The 25408-nt window shown below is 73.2% G+C and carries 17 protein-coding genes; 11 read left to right on the top strand and 6 right to left on the bottom strand.

What is annotated here, in order from left to right:
• Positions 1–75: 75 nt before the first annotated feature.
• The gene (locus PV342_RS24460) at positions 76–981 is read right to left on the bottom strand and encodes a LysR family transcriptional regulator (protein WP_400802042.1); all 906 of its coding nucleotides are present in this window, start codon (positions 979–981) and stop codon (positions 76–78) included.
• Between the two features lie 171 nt (positions 982–1152).
• On the opposite strand from PV342_RS24460, the gene ddaH reads away from it, so the two are divergent.
• The gene (gene ddaH, locus PV342_RS24455) at positions 1153–1968 is read left to right on the top strand and encodes a dimethylargininase (RefSeq protein ID WP_400802044.1); all 816 of its coding nucleotides are present in this window, start codon (positions 1153–1155) and stop codon (positions 1966–1968) included.
• Between the two features lie 31 nt (positions 1969–1999).
• Entirely contained in the window at positions 2000–3532 is a 1533-nt protein-coding gene (locus PV342_RS24450; protein ID WP_400802189.1) for a phytoene desaturase family protein, read from the top strand.
• A 70-nt stretch (positions 3533–3602) separates the two neighbouring features.
• Here the strand turns inward: PV342_RS24450 and PV342_RS24445 are convergent, their stop codons facing one another.
• Positions 3603–4595, bottom strand: a complete 993-nt coding sequence (locus PV342_RS24445) for a small ribosomal subunit Rsm22 family protein (RefSeq protein ID WP_500318690.1) — start codon at positions 4593–4595, stop codon at positions 3603–3605.
• A gap of 349 nt (positions 4596–4944) precedes the next feature.
• Between PV342_RS24445 and PV342_RS24440 the strand changes: the two genes are divergently transcribed.
• Both PV342_RS24440 and PV342_RS24435 read left to right on the top strand, forming a co-directional pair.
• Positions 4945–6249, top strand: coding sequence for an MFS transporter (locus PV342_RS24440; RefSeq protein WP_500318689.1), 1305 nt, complete (start codon positions 4945–4947; stop codon positions 6247–6249).
• Between the two features lie 57 nt (positions 6250–6306).
• Positions 6307–7227: a DUF6891 domain-containing protein gene (locus PV342_RS24435; protein ID WP_400802050.1), complete on the top strand. Its 921-nt coding sequence runs from the start codon at positions 6307–6309 to the stop codon at positions 7225–7227.
• Here PV342_RS24435 and PV342_RS24430 read toward each other — a convergent pair.
• Together PV342_RS24430 and PV342_RS24425 are read right to left on the bottom strand one after the other, a co-directional pair.
• Entirely contained in the window at positions 7224–9011 is a 1788-nt protein-coding gene (locus tag PV342_RS24430) for an ABC transporter ATP-binding protein (protein ID WP_500318688.1), read from the bottom strand. The genes PV342_RS24435 and PV342_RS24430 overlap by 4 nt on opposite strands.
• On the bottom strand, positions 9011–10729 hold the full coding sequence (locus PV342_RS24425; protein ID WP_500318687.1) for an ABC transporter transmembrane domain-containing protein: 1719 nt from the start codon (positions 10727–10729) through the stop codon (positions 9011–9013). Before PV342_RS24425 ends, PV342_RS24430 begins: the two co-directional genes overlap by 1 nt.
• Positions 10730–11134: 405 nt before the next feature.
• Between PV342_RS24425 and PV342_RS24420 the strand changes: the two genes are divergently transcribed.
• Entirely contained in the window at positions 11135–12616 is a 1482-nt protein-coding gene (locus tag PV342_RS24420) for a sugar transferase (RefSeq protein WP_400802056.1), read from the top strand.
• Between the two features lie 3 nt (positions 12617–12619).
• On the opposite strand, the gene PV342_RS24415 is transcribed toward PV342_RS24420, so the two are convergent.
• A complete protein-coding gene (locus PV342_RS24415; RefSeq protein WP_400802058.1) occupies positions 12620–13570 on the bottom strand; it encodes a GDP-L-fucose synthase family protein in 951 nt (316 codons plus the stop codon).
• Positions 13571–13665: 95 nt separating this feature from the next.
• Here PV342_RS24415 and gmd point away from each other — a divergent pair, with 95 nt between their 5' ends.
• The 6 genes from gmd to PV342_RS24385 all read left to right on the top strand — a co-directional run bounded on the left by gmd (position 13666) and on the right by PV342_RS24385 (position 24292).
• Complete coding sequence (gene gmd, locus PV342_RS24410) at positions 13666–14679, top strand: GDP-mannose 4,6-dehydratase (protein WP_400802060.1); 1014 nt, start codon at positions 13666–13668, stop codon at positions 14677–14679.
• Positions 14680–14862: 183 nt separating this feature from the next.
• Positions 14863–17571 carry a CBM96 family carbohydrate-binding protein gene (locus PV342_RS24405; protein WP_500318686.1) on the top strand — a complete coding sequence of 903 codons (2709 nt, stop codon included), beginning with the start codon at positions 14863–14865 and terminating at the stop codon, positions 17569–17571.
• 128 nt (positions 17572–17699) lie between these two features.
• Positions 17700–20435, top strand: coding sequence for a LamG-like jellyroll fold domain-containing protein (locus PV342_RS24400; RefSeq protein WP_500318685.1), 2736 nt, complete (start codon positions 17700–17702; stop codon positions 20433–20435).
• Positions 20436–20544: 109 nt separating this feature from the next.
• Positions 20545–22773, top strand: coding sequence for a LamG-like jellyroll fold domain-containing protein (locus PV342_RS24395; protein WP_500318684.1), 2229 nt, complete (start codon positions 20545–20547; stop codon positions 22771–22773).
• Positions 22770–23456 (top strand): hypothetical protein, encoded by a 687-nt coding sequence (locus PV342_RS24390; RefSeq protein ID WP_500318683.1) that lies wholly within the window; start codon positions 22770–22772, stop codon positions 23454–23456. The genes PV342_RS24395 and PV342_RS24390 overlap by 4 nt, the downstream gene beginning before the upstream one ends.
• On the top strand, positions 23453–24292 hold the full coding sequence (locus PV342_RS24385) for a glycosyltransferase family 2 protein (RefSeq protein ID WP_500318682.1): 840 nt from the start codon (positions 23453–23455) through the stop codon (positions 24290–24292). The genes PV342_RS24390 and PV342_RS24385 overlap by 4 nt, the downstream gene beginning before the upstream one ends.
• On the opposite strand, the gene PV342_RS24380 is transcribed toward PV342_RS24385, so the two are convergent.
• The gene (locus tag PV342_RS24380; RefSeq protein ID WP_391577329.1) at positions 24237–25400 is read right to left on the bottom strand and encodes a glycosyltransferase; all 1164 of its coding nucleotides are present in this window, start codon (positions 25398–25400) and stop codon (positions 24237–24239) included. The two genes, PV342_RS24385 and PV342_RS24380, sit on opposite strands and share 56 nt — an antisense overlap.
• Positions 25401–25408: the final 8 nt, after the last annotated feature.

The raw sequence follows: 25408 nt of genomic DNA, 5'->3' as shown, positions 1-25408 counted from the left end.
TCCGTGCGCGCGGGCCCGCGCGTCCACTGACAGTTCCTTCACCCCGCTGTGCCCCTCCTTATGGATGGGGTCGGGTCAGCAGCCGCTGCGCCGCTCGGCGACCGCCCGGAGCGCGTCGAGCACCAGGGCCGCGGCCGGGATCCGCAAGTGGTCGCGCGGCACGTACGCCGCGACCCTGCGGCGGGAGACGGGGTCCAGCGGCCGGCCGGTGACCCGGTCCAGCCGCATGAAGGACAGCACCAGCCCGGGCATCATCGCGACCCCCAGCCCCTCGGCGACCAGTGACTGCACCACGAGGTTGTCGTCGGTGGCGAAGGCGATGTCGGGGGCGAAGCCCAGCTCCGCGCACTCGTGGAGGAAGTTGACCCGGCAGCGCATGCAGCCGGCGATCCAGCGTTCGCCGGCCAGGTCGCCGAGCCGGACGGAGCGGGACCTCGCCAGCCGGTGCCCGGCCGGCATCAGGACCATGAGCTGGTCCTCCAGCAGCGGGATCTCGACCAGGTCGTCCGGCACGGCCTCGTGCAGTCCCGGATAGGTGAAGGCGAGGGTGATGTCGCACTCGCCGCGGGTGACCCGCTCCAGCGAGTCGGGCGGCTCGTCCCCCAGCAGCTCGACCCGTATGCCGGGGTGCTCGGCCGCGAGCAGGGCGAGCGCCTCGGGGATCAGGGTGGCGTTGGCGCTGGGGAAGGCGCACAGCCTCACCCGGCCGGTCTCCAGCCGGGTCACCGCCCCTATCTGCTCCCAGGCCACGGACATGCTGTCCAGGATGGTCTCGGCGTGCCGGGCCAGCGCCTCCCCCGCCTCGGTCAGCCGCATGCGCCGCCCGACGCGGACGAAGAGCGCGGTGCCCACCGAACGCTCCAGCGCCTTCATCTGCTGGGTGACCGCGGGCTGCGTGTAGCCCAGCGCCACGGCCGCCGCCGAGTAGGAGCCGGCCGTGACCACGGTGTGGAACGTCTTGATGTGCCTGGAATCGAACACGCATGAATCATAAGAGGAACTTGGGGTGATCCGGCACAGGGCCTCCTGGTGCTTCTGGGCCCACTGCGCCGGGGGGTGTTTGCGTCCGCAATCCGGTGCGGGGTGTCCGCTGTGGGTCCACCATGTCACTACGGGTCACACGAGCCTCAACCACACCGCGAGGAGCCTTCATTGAGCGCAGCGCGAACCGCCTCGTACCGCCGGTATCTGATGTGTCCTCCCACGTACTTCCGCGTCACGTACTCCATCAATCCCTGGATGGACCCCACGAAGCCGGTCGACCCCGCGCTCGCCCTGCTGCAGTGGGAGGACCTGCGCGACCGCTACCGCTCGCTGGGGCACACCGTCGAGATCCTGCAGCCGCTGCCGGGCCTGCCGGACATGGTCTTCGCCGCCAACGGCGCCACCGTGGTCGACGGCCGGGTCTTCGGCGCCCGCTTCGCCAACCCCGAGCGGGCCGCGGAGGCTCCCGCGCACCGCGAGTGGTTCCTGAACCGCGGCTACGGCGAGGTGCACGACCCGCACCACGCCAACGAGGGCGAGGGGGACTTCGCCGTCACCGAGAGCTGGCTGCTGGCCGGGAGGGGCTTCCGCAGCAGCCCGCTGTCGCACTCCGAGCTCCAGGAGTTCTTCGGCCGCCCCGTCATCGGCCTGGAGCTCACTGACCCGCACTTCTACCACCTGGACACCGCGCTGTGCGTGCTCTCCGGCGACGAGATCATGTACTACCCGGACGCCTTCTCCCCCGGCAGCCGCGCGGTGCTGCGCAGGCTCTTCCCCGACGCGCTGACCGCCACCCGGCAGGACGCCGCGGCCTTCGGGCTCAACTGCGTCAGCGACGGCCTCAACGTCCTGGTCCCCTCCGGGGCCACCGGGCTGCTGCGGCGGCTGCGCGAGCGCGGCTACGAGCCGGTGCCGGTGGACATGTCCGAACTGCACAAGGCCGGCGGCAGCGTGAAGTGCTGCACCATGGAGCTGCGCGACTGAGCGTGATACGAAGGGGCGCATGTCGCAGCAGCTGCCCCTCCATACCTCGTACGACGTCGTGATCGTCGGCGGTGGCCACAACGGCCTGGTCGCCGCCGCGTACCTCGCCCGCGCGGGCCGCTCCGTGCTGCTGCTGGAGCGGCTGCCGGGCACCGGCGGCGCCGCCGTCTCCACCCGGGCCTTCACCGGTCTGGACGCACGGCTGTCCCGGTACTCGTACCTGGTGAGCCTGCTGCCCCGGAAGATCGTCGACGACCTGGGGCTGCGGTTCGCCGTGCGGCGGCGGCGCATCTCCTCCTACACCCCGCACGGCGACGGCGGGCTCCTCGTCGACGCCGAGTCGCCGTCCGCGACCCGCGAGAGCTTCGTCCGGCTGACCGGCTCCGACCGCGACTTCGAGGCCTGGCAGCGCTTCTACGGCATGACGCAGCGGGTCGCCGAGCGCGTCTTCCCGACGCTGACCGCGCCGCTGCCCTCCCGGGCCGAGCTGGAGCGGACGGTGGACGACCCGGAGGCCTGGTCGGCGCTGTTCGAACGCCCGCTGGGCGAGACCGTCGAGTCCGTCTTCGAGGACGACGTGGTGCGCGGCGTGGTGCTGACCGACGCCCTGATCGGCACCTTCAGCCACGCCCACGACCCCTCGCTGCTGCAGAACCGCTGCTTCCTCTACCACGTCATCGGCGGCGGCACGGGTGACTGGGACGTGCCCGTCGGCGGCATGGGCGCGCTCACCGACGCCCTGGCGGACGCGGCGCGGGCGGCCGGGGCGGAGATCGTGACCGGCACCGAGGTCACGGCCGTCGAGACCGACGGCACCCGGGCCGAGGTGTCCTTCGAGGGCGGCGCGGTGGGCGCGGGCCACGTGCTGGTCAACGCCTCCCCGTACGCGCTGGCCGGTCTGCTGGGTGAGGCCGCCCCGGAGAAGCCGGAGGGCGCCCAGCTCAAGGTGAACATGCTGCTGCGCCGGCTGCCGCGGCTGCGCGACACCGCGGTGGACCCGCGCGACGCCTTCGCCGGCACCTTCCACATCGCCGAGTCGTACACCCAGCTGGACCGGGCCTACCGCGAGGCGGCCGAGGGCGCGGTGCCCACGGCGCCGCCCTCCGAGATCTACTGCCACTCGCTGACCGACCCCTCGATCCTCTCCCCCGACCTGGCCGCCCAGGGCGTGCACACCCTCACCCTCTTCGGGCTGCACGCCCCGGCGCGGCTCTTCGCGGACGACCCCGCGCAGGCGAAGGAGTCCCTGCTCAAGGCCACCCTGGCGCAACTGGACGCGGTGCTCGCGGAGCCGCTGGCGGACTGCCTGGCGGTGGACGCGGACGGGCGGCCGTGCATCGAGGCGAAGTCCCCGCTCGACCTGGAGCGGGAGGTCGGCCTGCCCGGCGGGCACATCTTCCACCGGGACCTGGCGTTCCCGTACGCGGAGTCGGGCGGCGGCGCCTGGGGCGTGGGGACCGCGCACGCGAACGTGCTGCTGTGCGGGGCGGGCGCGGTGCGCGGCGGCGGCGTCAGCGGCGTTCCGGGCCACAACGCGGCCATGGCGGTGCTGGGCGGCCGGTGACCGCGCGGGCGGGCGGTCGCCCCGCGGACCCGGGACACAGGCCGTGCCCCGGACGTCCACGCCCGCGGGACTACTCCGGCTCCGCGGGGGGAGGCGGCCAGGCGTCGCCCCACGCGACGTCGCGGGCCGCGCGGTACAGCGGGCCCTGCCGCTTGGTCACGGTGTCGCGGCGCAGGCCGTCCTCGACCGTGCACAGGTCGATGAGGACCTGGCCCTTGCGGATCTGCGGGTGCCGGACGACCCGGTCCGGCGCACCGGCCTGGGCCGCGGGGAAGCGGGCGGCGGCGACGTAGCTGAACTTCTCGTCCTCGTACGGCAGCGAGCCCCCCTTGACCTGCCGGTGCAGCGAGGTCCGGGCGACCCGCGCCGCGAAGTGGCACCAGTCCGGGGCCTGCACCGGGCAGGTGCCGTCGTGGGGGCAGGGGGCCAGGACGTGGAAGCCGTCCGCGACGAGCCTCTCGCGCGCCGCGAGCACCCGCGCGTAGCCGTCGGGCGTGCCCGGTTCGACGACGAGCACGGCGCCGCGCGCCGCCCTGGCGGCCTCGGCGACGACCGCGTCGCGGTCGGCCGCGGTGAGTTCGCCGATGACGTACGACAGCGTGACCAGGTCCGCCTCGGGCAGCCGGGCGCCGGCGCCCAGCGGTGTCTTCTGCCAGCGTGCGTCCCGCACCGCCGCGTGCTCCGACTCCGCGGCCAGTTCGCGGCCCAGCGAGAGCGCCGCGTCCGACCAGTCGAGGACGGTGCTGGTGTGCGTCCCCTCCTCCCAGGCGTCGGCGACCGCCCAGGTCGCGGCGCCGGTCCCGCCGCCCACGTCCAGATGGCTCGCCGGCGCCCACTCCCCCGCCCGGGCCCGGAACTCCGCGAGCGCGGCGCCGACCGCGGCGTGGGTGGCCGGCATGCGGTACGCCGCGTAGGCGGCGACGTCGGAGCGGTCGCGCAGGATCGGGGTACTGCTGGGCGTGCGCCCCCGGTAGGTGGCGATCAGCCGGTCGACGGCCTGGGTGGCACGGCCCGGCGGCAGCCCGTCGAGGAGTCCGGCGAGGGCGGATTGCAGAGAGGACACAAAGGTCAAGGGTAAGGGCCGCCCGGACGGGGCCGGCGCGGGCGCCGCCACGGTGCACTGGCACCCGCACCGGGGGCGGCGGCAAGGTCGCCGGCGCCGGGAAGCGACCGGGCCACTGCCGCCACCAGCCGGAAGCTGACGACGGCGCGGGCGTGGACGAGGCCCCGCAGCGGATCGACCGCGTCTCCTCGGTCTCGGGGTCCCGGCAACCCACGCCGGGACTCTCGTCCGGGACCGTCCGGACCCGCGGGCGGACCAGAGGGCGTGTCCTGCCGGCTCGCGGGGTCGCGCCGTCCGGCCCGGTACGCACCTCTGCCGCATGTCGGAGGCACGGTTAGGCTCGGCCGCCATGACCTCGTCGGACGATCAATCGGATGATCAATCGGATGACGCACGCCGGGACTTCGGCCGGCTGTGGGGCGCCTACGCGGTGAGTGCGGCGGGGAGCGCCATCGGCACCGGGGCCCTGCCTCTGGTCGCCGTCCTGGCGCTGGAGGTCACGACCTTCCAGGTCTCCCTCCTCGCGGCCCTGTCCGCGCTCGCGGCCGCCGCCATCACCCTCCCCCTGGGCGGCCGCGTCGAACGCCGCCGCAAGCGCCCCGTGATGATCGCCGCCGATCTGCTCCGCTGCCTCGTGCTGCTCAGCGTCCCGGTCGCGGCGGCGCTCGGCGTGCTCACCTTCGCCCAACTGTGCCTGGTGGGCGTCGTCCAGGCCGCCGCGGGCATCGTGTTCGGCGCGGCGAGCACCGCGCACCTCAAGGGGCTCGTCCCGCCCGGCGACCGGCTCCGGGCGGCCTCGCGGTTCGAGACCACGAGCTGGCTCAGCCTGAGCGCGGGCCCGCCGCTCGGCGGGCTGCTCGTGACGGCCTGCGGGACGACGGTCACGCTGGCCGTGGACGCCTTCTCGTTCCTGCTCTCCGCACTGGGCGTCCGCCTGATCCGCCGGCCCGAGCCGGAGCCCCCGGCGCGGGCCGGGTCGCCCGGCCGCGGCCGGGACCTCATGGCCGGCTGGGCCTACGTCCTGGGGCACCGCGGCCTGCGGCCGCTCTTCTGGAACGCCATGCTCTTCGGCGGAGCCATCATGATGGGCAATCCGCTGCTGATCGTCCTGATGCTCCGCGAACTGCACTTCACCCCCTGGCAGTACGGTCTGGCGCTCGGGCTGCCCTGCCTGGGCGGCGCCCTGGGCTCCCGGCTCACCGCCCCGCTCACCCGGCGGCTCGGCCCGCACCGGGTGCTGCTGCTGTTCGGGGTGCTGCGCACACCCTGGCTCCTGCTGCTCGTCTGGGTGCCTCACGGCCCTCTCGGGCCCGTCGTCATGATCACGGCCGACACCTTCCTGCTGCTGGCCGCCGGGGTCTTCAACCCGTCCTTCACCACGTACCGGATGGCCGCCACGGACGACGGCGTCATGACCCGGGTGGTCACCGCGTGGTCGGTGGGCTCCAAGACGGCCCAGCCCCTGTCCCTGCTGGTCGGCGGCGCCGTCGCCGCCGTGGGGGGCGTCCATGTGGCCATCCTCGTCGCGGGGGTGCTGTGCGTGGCCAGCGCCCTGCTCCTGCCCTGGCGCGCGCTGCCCTCCGCGGCCGGCGGCCCCGGGCGGGCGGGGGTACGGGAGGGGAGCGGGCCCGCGGGAAGGCCCGCCTCGACGTGAACGCCCCCACCCCGCGGGCATGGCCCCGGCGCGGCGTTCCGTGCCAGGGTGGGGCGCATGCTTCCCATCACCGTGTGCAGGGAGGACGGACGGCGGCTCGTCAGGGTCTCCGAGCACGAACTCGGAGAGCTGGTGGCCGAGTTGGGGACCGGAGGCGATTCGTTCCTGATCCTCCAGCGGATACCGGACCTGCCGGAGGTCTTCCTGCAGGTGTGGTACGCCTCCGTGGAGGGCTACTACCAACTGGAGCACCGCGACGGCGGGTACGACCGTCACTACGTGGCCTACGAGGACACCCCGGAACCCGTGGTGGCCGCGATGGCCGGCTGGGCCCGTGGCGAGAACGGCTGGGGCGGCGGGCTCGCCTGGGAGCGCTTGAGGCTCCGGGCCCCCAAACGGGTCCGCCCGCCGAAGCTCGACGAGCACGAGCGGGCGCGTCTGGAGGGGCGGGTCCGCGAGCTGCTGGTCGGCGGCTACGCCACCCGGGCCGAACTGGCCGATGCCGCCGAGCGGTTCCTCGTCTCCGGGCGGCGGCGGCCGGTCTCCGCCGGGCAGGCGTGGGAACTCGTCGACCGGATGTGGCTGGAGCGTCTGGCGGAGCAGGCCCGCTGGGAGGGCGAGACCGACCCGGAGCGGCTCACCGGCGCGTTCGCGGCGCTGGAGCGGGCGGGCATCACGGCGCGGGAGCACTTCGGCGGCGCCGGCTCGCCCCGTGACTCCGGGATCGGCGCGGTGGGGGCGCCGGACGCCCGTGGATTCGTCTACTTCCACTCCGGGTGCACCGACTCGGCGGCCGCCGGACGCGGGCTGCCCCTCTTCTACGGGGGCTTCGACGGCTCGTCCGGGACGACGGCGGCGATCGGCCGGGAGGTCGTCGCGGCGCTCACGGCGGCCGGGCTGCCGTCGGAGTGGGACGGGGACCCGGACAGCGTCATCACGGTCACCCCTCTGGACTGGCGCAAGCGGCTGGTCGGCTAGACCGGGCGGCAGCCTGGGCCCCGGCCCGCGGGGTTGTCCGTCGTGCCGTGCCAGGAACGCCACAGCGCGGCGTAGGCGCCGCCGGCGGCCACGAGCTCGTCGTGGGTGCCGAGTTCGGTGACCACCCCGCGGTCCATCACGGCGACGCGGTCCGCGTCGTGGGCGGTCTGCAGCCGGTGGGCGACGGCGATGACCGTGCGGCCCCGTAGGACAGCGGCGAGGGCGCGCTCGGTGCTGCGCGCCGTAGCCGGGTCGAGCAGGGCGGTGGCCTCGTCCAGGACCAGGGTGTGGGGATCGGCCAGGACGACCCGGGCCAGGGCGAGTTGCTGCGCCTGGGCGCCGCCGAGGGGGTGGGCGCCGCCGCCGAGTGCGGTGTCGAGACCGTCGGGCAGGTCTCCGGCCCAGGCCGCGTCCACGGCGGCCAGCGCCGCGAGCAGCTCGGTGTCGGTGGCGGCAGGCTCGGCGATCAGCAGGTTGTCGCGGAGCGTGCCGTGGAAGACGTGGTGCTCCTGGGTGACCAGGACGACCTGGCGGCGCAGTTCGTCCGGGGCGAGGTCGGCGACCGGCACGCCGCCGACGGTGACGGCACCGCTGCGGGGGCGGTCGACGCCCGCGAGCAGCCGCCCCAGGGTGGACTTGCCGGCCCCGGACGGGCCCACCACGGCGAGCCGTTCCCCGGGCCGTACGTCCAGGTGGACGCCGTGCAGCACGTCGCGGCCGTGGCCGTACGCGTACCGGACGTCCGTGACCTCGATGCGCCCGCCCGCGGGCACGGCATCGGTCGGCGGCCCGGCCGCGGGGACCATCGCCAGTCCCTCCACGCGTGCGTACGACGCGGCGCTACCCTGCAGGTGCTCGACCCACAGCAGCAGGTTGTCCAGCGGCCCGGCCAGCTGCCGCAGGTAGATCGCCGAGGCGATCACGGTGCCGAGGGACACGGCGCCCCGCTGGTGCAGCGCGCCGCCGGTCAGCAGCACGCTGACGACCGGCAGCGCGTAGGAGACGTCCACGGCCGGGAAGAGCACCGTACGCAGCCGGAGTGTGCGCAGCCGGGTACGGCGGGCCTCAGCGATGGCCGTCTCGGCCTTGGCGACGCGGCGTGCCTGCAGACCGAGCGCCTCGACGGTGCGGGCCCCGGCCGCCGTGGCCGACAGCTCCTCGGCGAGCGCCGAGTTGGCCCCGCCCTCGGCGAGGTAGGCGGCGCGGGCCCGGCGCAGGTACCAGCGCAGGGCGACCCCCATCACCGCCATGCCGGCCAGTCCGCACAGTCCGAGCAGCGGGTCGAGCAGGACGACGGCGCCGACGACGAACAGCACCTGCACGCAGGAGACGAGGACCTCGGGCACCGCGTCGCGCAGCGTGACCGCGACGGCGGTGACGTCGGTGGTGCCGCGCGCGGCCAGGTCGCCGGTGGGGACCCGCTCGACGGTGGCGGCGGGCAGCGCGAGGGTGCGGTCGAGGAAGCGTTCGCGGATCCGGGCCGCGGTGCGCTCGCCGAAGCGGGCGCCGGCCCTGAGGGCCTGACGGGACAGCAGGATCTGCAGCACCGTGCAGGCGGCGATGGCGAGTGCCAGCCGGTCCACGGCGGCGAGGGCGGCCCGGCCGGGCGCGTCCTTGACGGTGTCCACGATCGCGCCGAGCAGCCACGGCCCGGCGAGTCCGGCGCCCGCGGCCAGTGCGTTGAGGGCCAGCACGCCGGCGAACGCCCGGCGGTCGGCGCGGAGTTCACCCAGGGCCGCACGGCGGACCCGCGTACGGTCGGCGACCGGCAGCACGTCCGCCATCACCCCGCCCCCTCGCCCGCGCCCCGCGCCACCAGCGCCCGGTAGCCGGCCTCGTCCCGCAGCAGGTCGCGATGCGCGCCGGTGGCGGCCGCCTTGCCGTCGACGAGGAACACGACGACGTCGGCCTGTTCGAGCACGAGCGGGGACGTCGTGGTGACCAGGGTCGTGCGGCCCTGCCGGGCGGCGCGGAGCCCTGCGGCCATCGCCGCCTCGGTGTGGGCGTCGACGGCGGAGGTGGGTTCGGCGGCGAGCAGGGTGTCCGGGGCGGCGTGCAGGGCGCGGGCGAGCCGCAGGCGCTGGCGCTGGCCGCCGGAGAGGTTGCGGCCCTGCGCGGAGACGGCGGAGCCGAGGCCGTCGGGGAGGGCGTCGACGACGTCGCCCGCCGCGGCGGCGCGGACGGCCGCGCGGATCGCGTCGTCGGCGGGCTCGTGGCGCCCGGCGACGACCTCGCGGACGGTGCCGGCGAAGAGGTCGGCCTCGTTGTCCGCGACGAGGATCCGGTCGCGGAGCGCTCCGACGGGGACGGCGTCCAGCCGGACGTCTCCCCAGGTCGTGTCGGCGGGGGCGAAGCCGCCGAGCCGGTCGACGACGGCGACGGCGTCCTCGGGGCGGGTGGCGGCGAGCGCGGTCAGCAGTCCGGGGCGGACCTCGACGCCGGAGCCCGGGTCGCGCAGGACGGCGGCTGCGCCGGGGGCGGCGGCGGGGGCCCGTTCGGGGTCGTCGGCGTGCTCGGGCCGCAGGGCGAGGAAGCGGGTGACCCGCCGGGCGGCGACGGTGGCACGGGCCAGGTCGGCGCCGCCCTCGATGAAAAGCGCCACCGGGATCACCAGCACGGCGACGTACCCGTGGACGGCGACGAGGTCGCCGACGCTGATCGCCCCCTCCGCGGCCATCCGCGCGGCCAGCCAGGTGACGACGGCGAGGAAGAGCGCGGGAAGCCCGTTGCCGAGGGCGCCGACCCAGCTGGTCACGGCGCCGACCCGGTAGCCCTGGTCGCGCAGCGCCGCGGAGTCCAGGCGGTAGCGCGCGGCGTACGCCTCCTTGCCGCCGAGGCCGCCCAGTACCCGCAGTCCGGTCACCACGTCGACCAACCGGGCGGTCAGCGCGCCCTGTTGCTCGCGGTAGCCGGCGCCGACGCCCTGCAGCCGGCGCAGCAGCGGCCCGACGGTGACGGCGAGCAGCGGCACCCCGGCCAGCACCACGGCGGCGAGCAGCGGGGATATGGACAGCAGGAGCACCGCGACGGCCACGTACGCGACGACGGCCCCGACCCCGGGACCGGTCACGGTGAGCGACTGGGCGATGGCCTGCACGTCGCTCATGCCGATGGCGACGACCTCGCCCGCGGTGACCCGGCGCGGCAGTGCGGCGCCGAGGCGCGTGGCGTGGGCCACGGTGACCCGGACGGTGCGGAAGGAGGCGTCCATCCGGACCCTGGTCATCGTCCGGTGCCGGGCGATGCCGAGCCACGCCGTGAACGCGCCGCCGGCGAGGAGCGCCGCGGACCACCCGGCGAGGGCGCCGTGGTTGTCGGCGCGCAGGCCGTCGTCGACGGCGCGCGACAGCAGGTAGGGCGACAGGGCCAGGCTCGCCATCCATGTGCTGCCCAGCAGCGCGCCGAGGGCCACGCGGCGGCGCTGGCTGACGACCAGCCACCACAGGAACCGGACCGGACTGCCGATGTCCCTCGCGGTGGGAGCGGTGCGACTGCCTGGCATGGCCACACCATACTGACCCGGTCCGTCCGCTCTGTCACCCTCCCCCCACCCGTCCCGGAAACGAGCGGTTCCTACAGCGCGCGCCCGTATACGAAAGGACGGGACACACCGCCCTCCGGGCGGGGGCGCGCGAACCGCCCGCCGGAGCGCGTCAGAAGCGCGGACAGGGAGCCCTCAACCCCCTACGATCAGGAACGATCCCCAGACGGCGCCGTACCGCATCACAGAACCCTCCAGCGGACAGATCAAGCCGAATGTGAACTTCAGGACAACTGGCCTCCGAAATTCCGTAAACCGCAGCGAACGCACAACTGTTTGGCATAGCGTTCCGGGTTATTACGGCGCACGGCTGCTTGGGGAAGTAGCGGGTGCGCCCACTTTTGTCGCGTTGTGCCAGGGGGGTCCATGCGGCGTGTCGGTATACCCAATTCAGGCCCGATAGATACGTCCCCCGCGCGCGGCCGTACGGCCACCCCGCGCGGGCTGAGCGACAAGGCGCGCTGGTACCTGCCGGCGGCGCTCGTCACGGACGCGGTGGGGGTCGCACTCCCGGTCGGGATCGTCTTCGACGCCACGTTCCAGCCGCACCCGGTGCTGTGCGCCGTGACCGCGGCGGCGGCCTGGCTGATCGTCCAGACCGCCCGGCGCAGGTACACCCAGCGCGCACTCGGCGAGTCGCGCAGCGGGCTGTCCGTGCTCTACGACTGGATGGTCCTGCTCGGCGTGCTCGCGGTGGTCCGCGCGCTGCTCGGTGAGCACTCCGAGCCCTCGGTGGCCCTCCTCGCCCTCACACCGGGTCTGCTGCTGACCACCGCCTGCCGCAAACTGACCTACCGTCATCTGCTGGCCTCGCGGCGCGAGGCGCACGCGGTGCGCCGCATCCTCGTGATCGGCGAGCCGAGCGCGGCCGACTACGTCGTCGACCAGCTGGCCGCGCGCACCGACCACGAGTACGTCGTGGTCGGCGCCATCCCCGTCGGGCTGGCCAACCTGGAGTGCGGCGCGCCCGTGGCCGCCCGGCTGGAGTCGCTGGCACCGGCGCGGCCGAGCGCCGACTCCGGTGCGGTGCTGACCGCGGCGCGGGAACTCGGCGCCGACCTGGTCCTGGTCGCGCCCGGCCCGCGGATGGCCGGTGAACGCCTGCGGCAGCTCTCCTGGGCCGTGCACGACGCGGGCATCCCGCTGGCCGTGCTCCCGGGCCTCACCGACGTCGCGGTGCGGCGGGTGGAGCTCACCTCAGCCGCCGGGCTCACCCTGCTGCACATCAGTCCGCCGCTGCGGCGCGGGGTGCAGGTGAGCCTGAAGGAGGTGCTGGACCGCGCCGGGGCCGCCGTCGGACTGCTGCTGCTCTCCCCGCTGTTCGGCCTCATCGCGGCGGCCATCCGGCTCGGCTCCAAGGGGCCGGTGTTCTACCAGCAGATCCGGCACGGGGTGAACTGCGTGCCCTTCACCATGTGGAAGTTCCGCACGATGGTGACGGACGCCGACGACCGCAAGCCCGAACTGGCCTCCGCCAACGAGAGCGACGGCCTGATGTTCAAGATGCGCCGCGACCCGCGCGTCACACGGGTCGGGCGCATCCTGCGCCGCTGCTCGCTGGACGAACTACCGCAGCTGATCAACGTGTTGCGGGGCGAGATGTCGCTCGTCGGCCCGCGCCCCCCGCTGCCTGAGGAGGTCGCCCGCTATGACGAGGTCGCGCTGCGCCGGCTGTCGGTGAAGCCCGGCCTGACGGGTCTGTGGCAGGTCAGCGGGCGCTCGGACCTCTCCTGGGACGAAACGCTTCAGCTGGACCTCCGGTACGTCGACAACTGGACCTTCACCAGCGACGTCGACGTGATGGCCCGCACGTTCCGGGCCGTCGTGGACGGCCGCGGAGCGTACTGAATGTCAGGCAGCGCAAGCGTCCCTCCACCACCGGTACGTGGCGGCGATCCCGTCCCGCAGCGGGATCTGCGGCTTCCAGCCGAGGGCGGAGAGACGCGAGATGTCCAGCAGCTTGCGCGGGGTGCCGTCGGGCTTGGAGGTGTCCCAGGCGACGGCACCCTCGTAGCCGGTGACCTCCCGCACGGTCTCGGCCAGCTCGCGGATCGTCAGGTCGTCGCCGCAGCCGATGTTGACCGGCTCCTCGCCGTCGTACGCGCGCAGCAGCACCGCGCACGCGGCGGCGAGGTCGTCGACGTGCAGGAACTCCCGGCGCGGGCTGCCGGAGCCCCAGAGCACCACCTCGGGGGCGCCGTCGCGCCGCGCCTCGTGGAAGCGGCGGATGAGCGCGGGCAGCACGTGCGAGGTCTCGAGGTCGAAGTTGTCGCCGGGACCGTAGAGGTTGGTGGGCATCGCCGAGACGAACGAGGCGCCGTACTGCCTGCGATAGGACTGCACCTGGACGATGCCGGCGATCTTGGCGAGCGCGTACGCCTCGTTGGTCGGCTCCAGCGGACCGGTCAGCAGGGCGTCCTCGTGGATCGGCTGCGGCGCGTGCTTCGGGTAGATGCACGAGGACCCCAGGAAGAGCAGCCTGCCCACCCCGGCCGCGTGCGCCCCGGCGATCACGCTCAGCTGGATGCGCAGATTGTCCTCGAGGAACTGCACCGGGAAGGTGCTGTTGGCCATGATGCCGCCCACCTTGGCGGCCGCCAGCACCACCGCGTCGGGCCGCTGCTCCTTCAGGAACGCCTCGGTGCGCGCCGCGTCGCGCAGATCGAGTTCGCCGCGGCCACGGGTGATCACCTCGTGCCCGTCGGCGGTCAGCCGCCGGGTCACCGCCGATCCGACCAGGCCGCGGTGGCCCGCGACGAAGATCCGGGCGCGGTCGGGCAGGAGTGCGTTCGCTTCGCTCATGGAAGCGAATTCTGCCAGGGGGGTTCACCCCACCGGGGGTGATTCCACACATCAGTACGCAAAAGAAACATAACCGACCCAAGGGGGGAGATCGCATGGGCAAGAGCGCCCTGATCACCGGTGTGACCGGCCAGGACGGCTCCTATCTGGCGGAGCTGTTGCTGAGCAAGGGGTACACCGTGCACGGCCTCGTCAGACGGTCGTCCAGCTTCAACACCGAGCGGATCGACCACATCTACCAGGGGCCGCAGGAGGCCGACCGCTCCTTCATGCTCCACCATGCCGACCTCTCCGACGGCGTGGCCCTGGTGAACCTCCTGCGCGACCTGCGGCCCGACGAGGTCTACAACCTGGGCGCCCAGTCCCATGTCCGCGTGTCCTTCGACGCCCCGCTCTACACCGGGGACGTCACCGGCCTCGGCTCGATGCGGCTGCTGGAGGCGGTACGGGCCAGCGGCGTGGAGACCCGGATCTACCAGGCCTCCTCCTCCGAGATGTTCGGAGCCACCCCGCCGCCGCAGAACGAGCGGACGCCCTTCCACCCCCGCAGCCCGTACGGCTGCGCCAAGGTCTACGGCTACTGGGCGACGGTCAACTACCGCGAGGCGTACGAGATGTTCGCGGTCAACGGCATCCTGTTCAACCACGAGTCCCCGCGCCGCGGCGAGACCTTCGTGACCCGCAAGATCACCCGCGCCGTGGCCCGCATCAAGGCCGGTCTGCAGGACCGGCTCTACCTGGGCAACCTCGACGCCGTACGGGACTGGGGCTACGCCCCCGAGTACGTCGACGCGATGTGGCGGATGCTCCAGCGCGACGAGCCGGACGACTACGTCGTCGCCACCGGCGAGGCCGCCACCGTCCGGCAGTTCGTGGAGACCGCCTTCGCGCACGTGGACCTCGACTGGGCGGAGTACGTGCGCTACGACCCCAAGTACGAGCGCCCCAGCGAGGTGGACGCCCTGATCGGCGACGCCAGCAAGGCGGAGGAACTGCTCGGCTGGAAGCCCTCCGTGCGGGTCGACGAGCTGGCCCGGATCATGGTCGACGCCGACCGCAGGCAGGTCGAGGACCAGCTCGCCGGCGTGACCGTGCGCATCGACCGGTGAACAGGCCTCGGGGGACGGCGGGTTACGTCCCGGCAACGCCCGCTTGAGCCAAGAGTGAACACAATTTCGTCAAACCTTCACACGAGGAGCTTCACATCCCCCTACGCTGCCGTCCACAGGCGGGCGAATGGGCCGCTTGTGCACGAGTGAGGCCTTGGGGGGCACATGCGAAGACTTGGGGCGATGACCGCCGCCGGGACACTGGTGGCGGGGGCTCTGGCGGGGATGGGGGTGGCCGCGGCTCCGGCCGCGACCGCGCTCACCCCGCCGGTGGCGATGACCGCGGACGAACTCCCGACCTGGCAGACCAACGGCATCGTCTGGGCGATGGCCCAGTCGGAGGGGGTCGTCTTCGCCGGCGGGACCTTCTCCACCGTCCGCCCGCCCGGCAGCGGCGCGGGCACCAACGAGCAGTCCGCGGTGAACTTCGCGGCGTTCGACGCCGCGACCGGGGCACCGACCGACTGCCACCTGTCGTTCACGATCGGCCCGGGCAGCACGGCCACCGTGCGCGCCCTGGCCGTCTCGCCGGACGGCGACACCCTCTACGCGGGTGGATACTTCAGCGCCGTCAACGGCGTCCAGGTCAACAGCCTGGCCGCCATCGACATCGCGACGTGCACGCCGGTCGCCTCCTTCCACCCCGGGATCTCCGCGACCGTACGGGCGCTGGACGTGACCGCGGACACCGTCTACATGGGCGGTGACTTCACCACCGTCGCCGGCCAGTCCCGGCAGTACTTCGCGGCGCTGACCACCGCGGGGGCGCTGAAGGCCTGGGACCCGCAGGGCGACGAGCCCGGGCGGGCCGTCCAGGCCGCCCGGGACGGCTCCCATGTGATGATCGGCGGTGACTTCGACACCGTCGGCGGCAGCGACTCGCACGCCCTGGCGGTCGTGGACACCGGCACCGGCGCGCTGACGAAGGCGTACCCGGTGGGATTCTTCCCGGCGACCTCGGTGGTCAAGGACATCACGGACGACGCGACGGGCCTGTACGTGGCCAACGAGGGCACCGGCGGCGGCGTCTTCGACGGCCGCACCGCCTTCGACCTGAGTGACTTCGACCAGCGCTGGCGGGACACCTGTCTCGGCGCGACGCAGTCGCTCGCCGTCTACCAGACCGTGCTGTACAGCGGTTCGCACGCGCACGACTGCAGCAGCATGGGCGCCTTCCCGAACCAGCGGCGCAAGCACCTGCTGGCGCAGTCGGTGGACGACCCGAAGCTGCTCGGCTGGTTCCCGGACACCAACGACGGCCTCGGCGAGAGCATCGGCCCGCGGGTGATGTCCGTGTCGTCCGCGGGCGGCAAGGACTACCTCTGGGTGGGCGGCGAGTTCACCACCGTCCAGGGCGCTCCGCAGCAGGGCCTGACCCGCTTCTCCAACGGTCCCGACACCGGCAACCCGACGACTCCCGAGGCCAGCGCGGCGAGCCTGGCGGCCGGGCAGGTCAAGGTGAGCTGGCAGGCGAGCCTGGACGACGACGACAGCGCGCTGACGTACAAGGTCTACCGGGACGGCTCGTCCACCCCGGTGCACACCACCTCCGGCGACTCGCTGCCGTGGGTGCGGCCGCAGCTCAGCTTCACCGACACCGGGCTGACCGTGGGATCGACCCACAGCTACCGGGTCAGCGCGAGCGACGGCACCAACACCAGCCCGCTCTCCTCGACCGCCACGGCCACCGTGGCCTCCGGCAGCAACAGCTACGCCGCGGCGGTGCTCTCCGACGGCGCCAACCTCTACTGGCGCTACGACGAGAGCGGCGGCACCTTCGCCGCCGACGCCTCCCCCGCGGACGACAACGGCGACTACGTGGGCGGCCCGTCCTACCGCCAGAGCCCGGGCGCGGTGAGCGGTTCCAGCACGGCGATCGGCTTCAACGGCTCCGACCAGTGGGTCTACAGCGACCGCAGCCACCCGCGTCCGGACGCCTTCAGCGTGGAGTCGTGGTTCAGGACCACCACGACCTCGGGCGGCAAGATCGTCGGCTTCGGCAACACCACCAACGGCACCAGCAGCCAGTACGACAAGCACGTCTACATGACCAACAACGGCCGGCTGGTCTTCGGCGTCTACACCGGTGCCACCAACACCGTCACGAGCAGCGCCGCCTACAACAACGGCGCCTGGCACCACGTGGTGGCCACCCAGGGCGCCAACGGCATGAGGATGTACGTCGACGGCACCCTCGTCGGCAGCAACCCGCAGACGTCCAACGAGAACTACACCGGTTACTGGCGGGCGGGCGGCGACAACCTCAACGGCTGGCCGGACCAGCCGTCCAGCGGCTACTTCAGCGGGCAGATCGACGAGACCGCCGTCTACCCGTCCGTGCTGAGCGCCGCCCAGGTCGCCAACCACTTCGCCCTGGCCAGCGCCCCGGCCGACACCGTCACCACGCTCACCCCCGGCGAGGACACCTACGTCAACGCCGGTGCCCCGTCGGCCAACTACGGCACCTCGGGCTCGCTGGCCGTCCGCGGCAGCTCGGCCTACCTGTCGTACCTGCGCTTCAGCCTGCCGCCGGCCCCGGCCGGGCAGACCCTGAAGAGCGCCGTGCTGCGGGTCATGACCAGCAGCGACCCGACGGCGGGCACCAATGACACCGTCTCCGTCGTGCCCGTCACGGGCGCGTGGACGGAGACCGGGGTCGCGTACAACAGCCGGCCGGCGCTGTCCCCGACCGTGCTGGGCACGCTCGGCGGCGCGACGACGATCTCGACGTCGTACACCGTGCCGCTGGACATCTCCCAGCTCACGGGCTCGCTGGGCGGCTCGTACGCCCTGGCGCTGACCAGCACGGGCACGGACGCGATGTGGCTCTGGTCGCGTCAGGCCGCGTCCCAGGCGAACGGACCGCGGCTGGTGCTCACCTTCGGTTCGTAGCGGGCGATCCGGGGACCCCGGCCGAAAGTACCCGCCGGGGTCTCCTCCGGGCCGCCTGTCACGGCGTACGCTGCCGTGGCAGGCGGTCCGTTCCCGCACCGCCGGGGGCGGCGAGGGCTGGGGGGCTCATGCGCACTTGGGGAAGACTGTCCGCTGCACTGGTACTGACGGCGGCCTCACTGGCCGGCGCGGGGATGGCTGCGGCACCGACCGCCGGGGCGCTCACACCGCCCGTGGCCGTCACCGCGGATCCGTTGCCGACCTGGCAGACCAACGGCGTGGTGTGGGCGATGGCCCACCAGGGGGGCACGGTCTTCGCGGGCGGGACCTTCTCCACCGTCAGGTCCTCCGGCTCCGGCGGCACCACACAGTCCGCCGTCAACTTCGCGGCGTTCAACGCCGCCACCGGAGCCCCTGCCGGCTGCCGGCTCTCCTTCACCATCGGCTCGGGCACCGCGACCGTGCGCGCCCTGGAGGTCTCGCCGGACGGGCGGACCCTCTACGCGGGCGGCTGGTTCAACGCCGTCAACGGAGTGGCCGTCAGCAGCCTCGCCGCGATCGACATCGCGAGCTGCACGCCGATCGCCTCCTTCCGGCCCTCGTTCTCGGCGACCGTACGCGCGATCGACGTCAGCGCCGACACCGTCTTCGTCGGCGGTGACTTCACCTCGGTCGCGGGCCAGTCCCGGCCGCGGTTCGCGGCGCTGTCCACCGGTGGCGCGCTGCGCGCGTGGAACCCGAACGCCGACAAGCCGGGCCGCGCGGTCCAGCTGAGCCCGGACGGCGCGCACGCGGTGCTCGGCGGCGACTTCGACACCGTCGGCGGCACCGGCTCGCACGCCCTGGCCGTGGTCGACACCGACACCGGCGCCCTGACCAGGGCCTACCCGGTGGGCTTCATCCCGGCCACGTCGGTGACCAAGGACCTCACCGCGGACGCCACGGCGGTCTTCACCGCCAACGAGGGCACCGGCGGTGGCGTCTTCGACGGCCGTATCGCCCTGAACACCAGTGACTTCGGGCAGCGCTGGCGGGACAACTGCCTGGGCGCCACGCAGTCCGTCGAGGTCTACCGGACCGTCCTGTACAGCGGTTCGCACGCCCACGACTGCAGCAGCATGGGCGCCTTCCCCAACCAGCGGCGCAAGCACCTGCTGGCGCAGTCGGTCGACGACCCGAAGCTGCTGCCGTGGTTCCCCGACACCAACGACGGCATCGGCGAGGGGCTCGGCCCGCGGGTGATGACCGTGGCCTCCTCCGGGGGCACCGACTACCTGTGGGTCGGCGGCGAGTTCACCACCGTCGCCGGGTCGGCCCAGCAGGGCCTGACCCGCTTCGCCTCCGGCCCGGACACCGGGGCGCCGAGCGTGCCCGAGGTGAACGTGGCGAGCGTCCGGCCGGGCCAGGTCACCGTGCGCTGGCGGACCAGCCTCGACCTGGACGACGGCCCGCTGACCTACCGCGTCTACCGCAACGGCTCGGCCACGCCGATCCACACCGCCACCGGGACCTCCCTGCCGTGGGCGCGCCCGCAGCTCACCTTCACCGACACGTCCGTCACCGCGGGCAGCACCTACTCGTACCGGGTCACCGCGAGCGACGGCACCAACACCAGCACCCTGTCCCCCGCCCAGTCGGTGACCGCCGCGTCGGCGACCCAGGCCTACCCGGCCCGGGTGCTCGCCGACGGCGCCACGCTGTACTGGCGCTACGACGAGGCGTCCGGTCAGTTCGGCGCCGACTCCTCCCCCGGCGACGACAACGCGGTCTACCTCAACGGGCCGCTGTACCGGCAGACTCCGGGCGCCGTGGCCGGCAGCACCGCCATGGGCTTCAACGGCACCAACGACTACGCCTACAGCGACGCCCGCCACGCCCGCCCGGCCGCGTTCAGCGTCGAGACCTGGTTCCGGACCACGACCACGGCCGGCGGCAAGCTCGTCGGCTTCGGCGACCGCAACGTCGACGACAACCTGAGCGGCAGCTACGACAAGCACGTCTACATGACCAACAACGGGCGCCTGGCCTTCGGCGTGCGCAGCGGCAGCAGCCGCACCATCATCACCACGGGCACCTACAACGACGGCGGCTGGCACCATGTCGTCGCCACCCAGGGCGGCGCCGGCATGCGGCTGTACGTGGACGGCGTCCTCGCCGGCACCGACCCCACCACCACCAGCCAGAACTACTCCGGCTTCTGGAGGGTCGGCGGCGACAACCTCAACGGCTGGCCCAACCGACCCAGCAGCAACTACTTCGCCGGGCAGCTGGACGAGACGGCCGTGTACCCGTCGGCGCTGACCGCCGCCCAGGTCGCCGACCACCACTCGCTGGGCACCGGGGGCGGCGGCACTCCCCCCGAGTCCGAGGTCACGGTCGAGGCGGCCGAGGACTCGTACGTCAACGCGGGCGCCCCGTCCGCCAACTACGGCACCTCGGGCTCGCTCGCGGTGCGCGGCAGCTCGGCGTACCTGACCTACCTGCGCTTCCCGCTGCCCGCCGCACCCGCCGGCACGGTGCTGAAGAGCGCACGGCTGCGGGTGCACACCAGTTCCGAGGCCAGTGCCGGATCCGCCGACAGCCAGAGAGTCGTGCCGGTCACCGGGAGCTGGAGCGAGACCGGCGTGGCGTACACGGGCCGGCCCGCGCTCTCCTCCGCGGTGCTCGGCACGCTCACCGGGGCCACCGCGGCGCAGAGCAGCTACGAGACGGCGCTGGACGCCGGTGCGCTGGCGGGGGCCCTGGGCGGCTCCTACGACCTCGCGCTGACCGGCGCGGGCACCGACGCGCTGTGGCTGTGGTCGAGCGAGGCTTCGGGGGCGAGCAACCACCCCGTCCTCGTACTGACATTCGGTGCACCTTAGTGCTCACATTTTCTTCAAACACCGTCCATCAGCCGTATGTCAACCCATACCCTGCGGTGCACGGGCGGCCAAAGGGCACGCTCGGGGGCATTGGGGCCTTGGGGGGCACATGCGCAAGCTCAGATCCATCTCCGCCGCCTTGACCATGGCGGCGGGGTCCCTGGCGGCGGGGGCGATGGCGCCGCAGCCGGCGGTGGCACTGACGCCGCCGGTGGCGATGACGGCCGACAGCCTGCCGACCTGGCAGACCAACGGCATCGTCTTCGCCATGGCGCAGGCGAACGGCACCGTCTTCACCGGCGGCACCTTCTCGTCGGTCCGCCCGTCCGGAGAGGCGGCGGGCGGACCGAACGAGCGCGAGGCGGTCAACTTCGCCGCCTTCGACGCGGCCACGGGCGCGCCCACGGACTGCAGGCTGTCCTTCACCGTGGGCTCCGGCACGGCCACCGTGCGGGCGCTCGCCGTGTCGCCGGACGGGGCCACGCTGTACGCGGGCGGCTTCTTCGGCGCCGTCAACGGCACCCCGGTCAGCAGCCTGGCGGCGATCGACATCGCCACCTGCACGGTCAGGACGGACTTCGCCGTCGCGGTCAACGCCACCGTCCGCGCGCTGGCCACCACCGCCGACACCGTCTACCTGGGCGGCGACTTCAGCTCCGTCGACGGCCAGCCGCACGACAACTTCGCCGCCGTCACCACCTCCGGCGACGCCACCTCCTTCACCGCCAACGGCGACGCTCCGGGCCGTGCCCTGGAGATCACCCCGGACGGGGCCAACGTCGTCCTCGGCGGCGACTTCGACCGCGTCAACGGCACGTCCTCGCACGCCCTGGCCGTGGTCGACGCGACGACCGGCGCCGTGGTGAAGGGCTACGGGTCCTCCTTCATCCCGTCGACGTCCGTCGTCAAGGACATCACGACCGACGCCACCGGGGTCTACACGGGCAACGAGGGCACCGGCGGCGGGGTCTTCGACGGCCGCATCGCGCTCAACCTCAGCGACTTCAACCAGCGCTGGCGCGACACCTGCCTGGGCGCCACCCAGTCCGTCGAGGTCTACAAGTCCGTGCTGTACAGCGGCTCCCACGCGCACGACTGCAGCACCATGAACGAGTACCCGAACCAGCGGCGCAAGCACCTGCTCGCGGAGTCCGTCGACAACCCCGCGAAGCTGGGCTGGTTCCCCGACACCAACGACGGCCTGGGCGAGGGCATCGGCCCGCGCGTCATGGCCGTCTCCTCGTCCGGCGGCACCGACTACATGTGGGTCGGCGGGGAGTTCACCACCGTCAACGGCGTGGCCCAGCAGGGCCTGACCCGCTTCTCCTCGGGGCCGGACACCGGCGTGCCGACCACGCCGAACGTCAACGCCTCCAGCGTCACCCCGGGCTCGGTCAAGGTCCGCATCCAGACCAGCCTGGACCTGGACGACAGCTCGCTGACCTACCGCGTGTACAAGAACGGCGCCGCCACACCCGTGTACACCACCACGGCCTCCTCGCTGCCGTGGGTGCGGCCGCAGCTGACCTGGACGGACACCGACGTGACCGCCGGCGCCACCTACACCTACCGGGTCACGGCGAGCGACGGCACCAACACCACCGTCAAGTCGCCCACCCAGACCGTCACGGCGGCGACCACGCCCGAGGCGTATCCGACGCAGGTCCTCACCGACGGCGCGACGTTGTACTGGCGCTACAACGAGACCGCCAACACCTTCGTGGCCGACAACTCGCCCGCCGACGACGGCGGTAACCACGTCGGCGGCCCGACCCGCGGCGTCAGCCCCGGCGCGATCGCCGGCAACGGCAGCACCGCCGTCACCTACAACGGCACCACGCAGTGGTCGTACAGCGACGCCAAGCGCAACCGGCCTAACTCGTACAGCATCGAGACCTGGTTCCGGACGACGACCACCACCGGCGGCAAGATCGTCGGCTTCGGCGACCGGACCACCGAGGCGAGCGCCACCACCGACAAGCACGTCTACATGACCAACGCCGGCCGGCTGATCTTCGGCGTGCGCAGCGGCAGCAACCGCACCATCACCACCTCCGGGGCCTACAACGACGGCGAGTGGCACCACGTCGTCGCCACCCAGGGGTCCAGCGGGATGCGGCTGTACGTCGACGGCTCGCTACAGGCGTCGAACTTCCTGATCACCGGTGGGAACGACTACGTGGGCTACTGGCACGTCGGCGGCGACAACCTGTCGGGCTGGACCAGCCGCCCGACGAGCAACTACTTCGCCGGTTCCATCGACGAGACCGCGATCTACCCGAGCGTGCTGTCCGCCTCGCAGATCGCCCAGCACTACAACCTGGGGAAGAACGGATGACCCACCCGCCCCGCCGGGTCGCCACCGCCGCCGCCGTCCTCGTGACGGCGGCGGCGGTGCTGCTCACCGGCTGCTCCAGCGGATCGGACGGCAAGGACACCGCGGCCAAGGACGCGCCCGCGCCGACCGCCGCCACCTCGGCGCCGGTCCCGGACGAGCCGGCCACGCCCACCGACCCCGCCTCCGACGCGGTCCCCAGCGGGCCCAAGGTCCCCCAGGACGAACTGACCCCTGTCACCGGCTCCTTCACCAAGAAGGAGAAGGACTACCTGTCGGGGCGGGTGCCCAAGGGCACCGATCCCGCGGCGGTCCTGCAACTGGGCCAGGAGACCTGCGGCCGCATCGCCCGCGTCGCCGAGGTCGACAAGGACGCCGCGATCGGCGGCATCATCACGGGACAGATCGGCGGCGCCAAGGGCGCCGTCACCCATCTGTGCCCGGACCAGGAGGACGTCCTCGCGGCTGCCGCGACCGGCTTCGCCGACGGCTCCTACACCGTGGGAGCCAAGGCGAAGGCGGGCAGCGTGGTCGTGCCAGGCACCTACCGCGCCCTGACGCCCACCAAGGACTGCACGTGGACGGCCGGGACGAGGACCGGCACGGCCCACAAGGTCACCATCACCGCGGGCACGAAGACCTTCGACTCGCGCGGCTGCTTCGCCTGGGCACGGGAGGGCCGATGACGGAACTCGAGAGCAGGATCCCGGTCGTGGTGGCGATCCCGACCAAGAACGAGGCGGAGAACATCGCCGCCACGGTCGGATCGGTCATCGGCCACTTCGAGGCGGTGGTGGTCGTCGACTCCGACAGCACCGACGACACCCGCGCCATCGCCGAGTCGCTGGGCGCCCAGGTCGTCCCGTACACCTGGGACGGCAAGTACCCCAAGAAGAAGCAGTGGTGCCTGGACAACGTCCACCCGGACATCCCCTGGCTGCTGTTCCTGGACGGGGACGAGGTGCCCACGCCGGAGCTGATCGACGAACTCCGCGAGGTCTTCGCGCGGCAGCCCATCCTGCCCGCGGCCTTCGACATCCCGTTGCTGTACTGGTTCGCCGGGCGGCCGCTGCGGCGCGGCTACACCGTGGTCAAGCGGTCGCTGCTGGACCGCACCCGGGTGTCGTACCCGGAGGTCGACGACCTGGGCGCACCCGGCATGGGCGAGCAGGAGGGCCACTACCAGCCCCGTGCGGACGGGCCGGTGGGGCAGCTCAGGGGCCGGATCGAGCACCGCGACCTGGACCCGGTGCGCACCTGGTTCGAGCGGCACAACCGCTACTCGGACTGGGAGGCCTGGCTGGAGCACCACCCGGGCGCCAAGGAGCAGGTGCGGGGGCTGAAGACCCGGCAGGGGCGGATCTTCCAGAGGGTGCCCTTCAAGCCGCTGCTGTTCTTCGGCTACACCTACCTCGCCCGGCGCGGCTTCCTCGACGGCCGCGCCGGCTTCGACTACGCCCTGGCGCTCAGCTTCTACCGCTGGCAGATCGGGGTGAAGACACGGGAGAACGCTCCTTCATAGCCGTCCCGTACACGTCCTGGAGGACGTCGAGGACGGCGTCGAGCGACAGCTCGTCCCGGATGAGGCGCCAGGCGGCCTGCGAGGCCGCCTGGTTCGCCTCGTCGCCGAGGAGCTCCAGGACCGCCTTGCCGATGTCCTCGGGGCGCCGCACGACCCGGCCGGCGCCGGACCGCTCGATGTCGGGGGCGAGTCCGTTGGACTCGCGTACGACGACGGGCGTGCCCACCGACATCGACTCCAGCAGCGACATCGCGAACGGCTCGTCCACGGACGGCAGGACGTAGACGTCCGCGGCGCGGAAGGCCTCCAGCGCCTCGGCGTGGCTGAGCGGGCCGACGTGCCGCACGGACTTCTCGACCCCCAGCGTGCGCACCGTCTCCAGGGTGCCGGCCAGCTCACCGGAGTCCGGTCCGGCGAGGACGAAACGCGCGTCCGGGTAGTGCGCCAGCACCTCGGGGATCGCCTCGGCGAACGCCTTGGGGCGCTTGCGGGCCTGGAAGCGGGCCAGGTAGAGCACGGTGGGCGGGCCGCTGCGGACCCTGGGCTGGTGCAGTGCGGTGCCGTTGGGCAGCCGTACGGGCCGGGCCAGCTTGCCCTCGCCGACGACCGCCTCCAGGTCGCCGCGCTCCCACTCGGTCAGGTGCAGCACGGCGTCGGCGCGGCGCAGCAGCCGCTTGGTGGCGAGCGCGTCGAGCACCTTGGCCAGCGGCTTGTCGCTGGGGTCGACCATCCCGTGGGTCTGCAGCACCAGCGGCCGCCCGCACTGCAGCGCGGCCACGGCGACCGGCAGGGTGATCAGGTCGCGCATCAGGTGGACGTGGACGACGTCCGCCGAGCGCACCAGCCGCCGCGCGCCGGCGAGCAGGGACGGCGAGGTGATCCCGGAGACCTCGAAGCGCGGCAGCACGTGCCGGGCGCGGAAGATCCGTGCGGGCACGCCCTCCACCTCGTCCGGCAGCGCCCCCTCGGGGAAGCCGTCGCCCAGGGTGACCAGTTCGGCGTCGACGCCGCGGCCCCGCAGTCCCCGAGCGAGGTTGAGGGCGACCCTGGTCGGGCCGCCGAAGGCGTTGGTGGGCGTGTGCAGGGTGACGACGTGCAGCACCTTCACGGCTGGGG

The sequence above is a fragment of the Streptomyces sp. PA03-3a genome (assembly GCF_033792735.1).
Lineage (GTDB): Bacteria > Actinomycetota > Actinomycetes > Streptomycetales > Streptomycetaceae > Actinacidiphila.
The sequence above is the reverse complement of the archived record's forward strand: the minus strand, read 5'-3'. Positions and strand labels throughout refer to the sequence as shown.

Bases quoted from the DNA above. Each gene is read 5' to 3' on its own strand.
- PV342_RS24440 (WP_500318689.1), top strand. From the start codon at position 4,945: ATGACCTCGTCGGACGATCAATCGGATGATCAATCGGATGACGCACGC.
- PV342_RS24435 (WP_400802050.1), top strand. From the start codon at position 6,307: ATGCTTCCCATCACCGTGTGCAGGGAGGACGGACGGCGGCTCGTCAGG.
- PV342_RS24430 (WP_500318688.1), bottom strand. From the start codon at position 9,011: ATGGCGGACGTGCTGCCGGTCGCCGACCGTACGCGGGTCCGCCGTGCG.
- PV342_RS24425 (WP_500318687.1), bottom strand. From the start codon at position 10,729: ATGCCAGGCAGTCGCACCGCTCCCACCGCGAGGGACATCGGCAGTCCG.
- PV342_RS24420 (WP_400802056.1), top strand. From the start codon at position 11,135: ATGCGGCGTGTCGGTATACCCAATTCAGGCCCGATAGATACGTCCCCC.
- PV342_RS24415 (WP_400802058.1), bottom strand. From the start codon at position 13,570: ATGAGCGAAGCGAACGCACTCCTGCCCGACCGCGCCCGGATCTTCGTC.
- gmd (WP_400802060.1), top strand. From the start codon at position 13,666: ATGGGCAAGAGCGCCCTGATCACCGGTGTGACCGGCCAGGACGGCTCC.
- PV342_RS24405 (WP_500318686.1), top strand. From the start codon at position 14,863: ATGACCGCCGCCGGGACACTGGTGGCGGGGGCTCTGGCGGGGATGGGG.
- PV342_RS24400 (WP_500318685.1), top strand. From the start codon at position 17,700: ATGCGCACTTGGGGAAGACTGTCCGCTGCACTGGTACTGACGGCGGCC.
- PV342_RS24395 (WP_500318684.1), top strand. From the start codon at position 20,545: ATGCGCAAGCTCAGATCCATCTCCGCCGCCTTGACCATGGCGGCGGGG.
- PV342_RS24390 (WP_500318683.1), top strand. From the start codon at position 22,770: ATGACCCACCCGCCCCGCCGGGTCGCCACCGCCGCCGCCGTCCTCGTG.
- PV342_RS24385 (WP_500318682.1), top strand. From the start codon at position 23,453: ATGACGGAACTCGAGAGCAGGATCCCGGTCGTGGTGGCGATCCCGACC.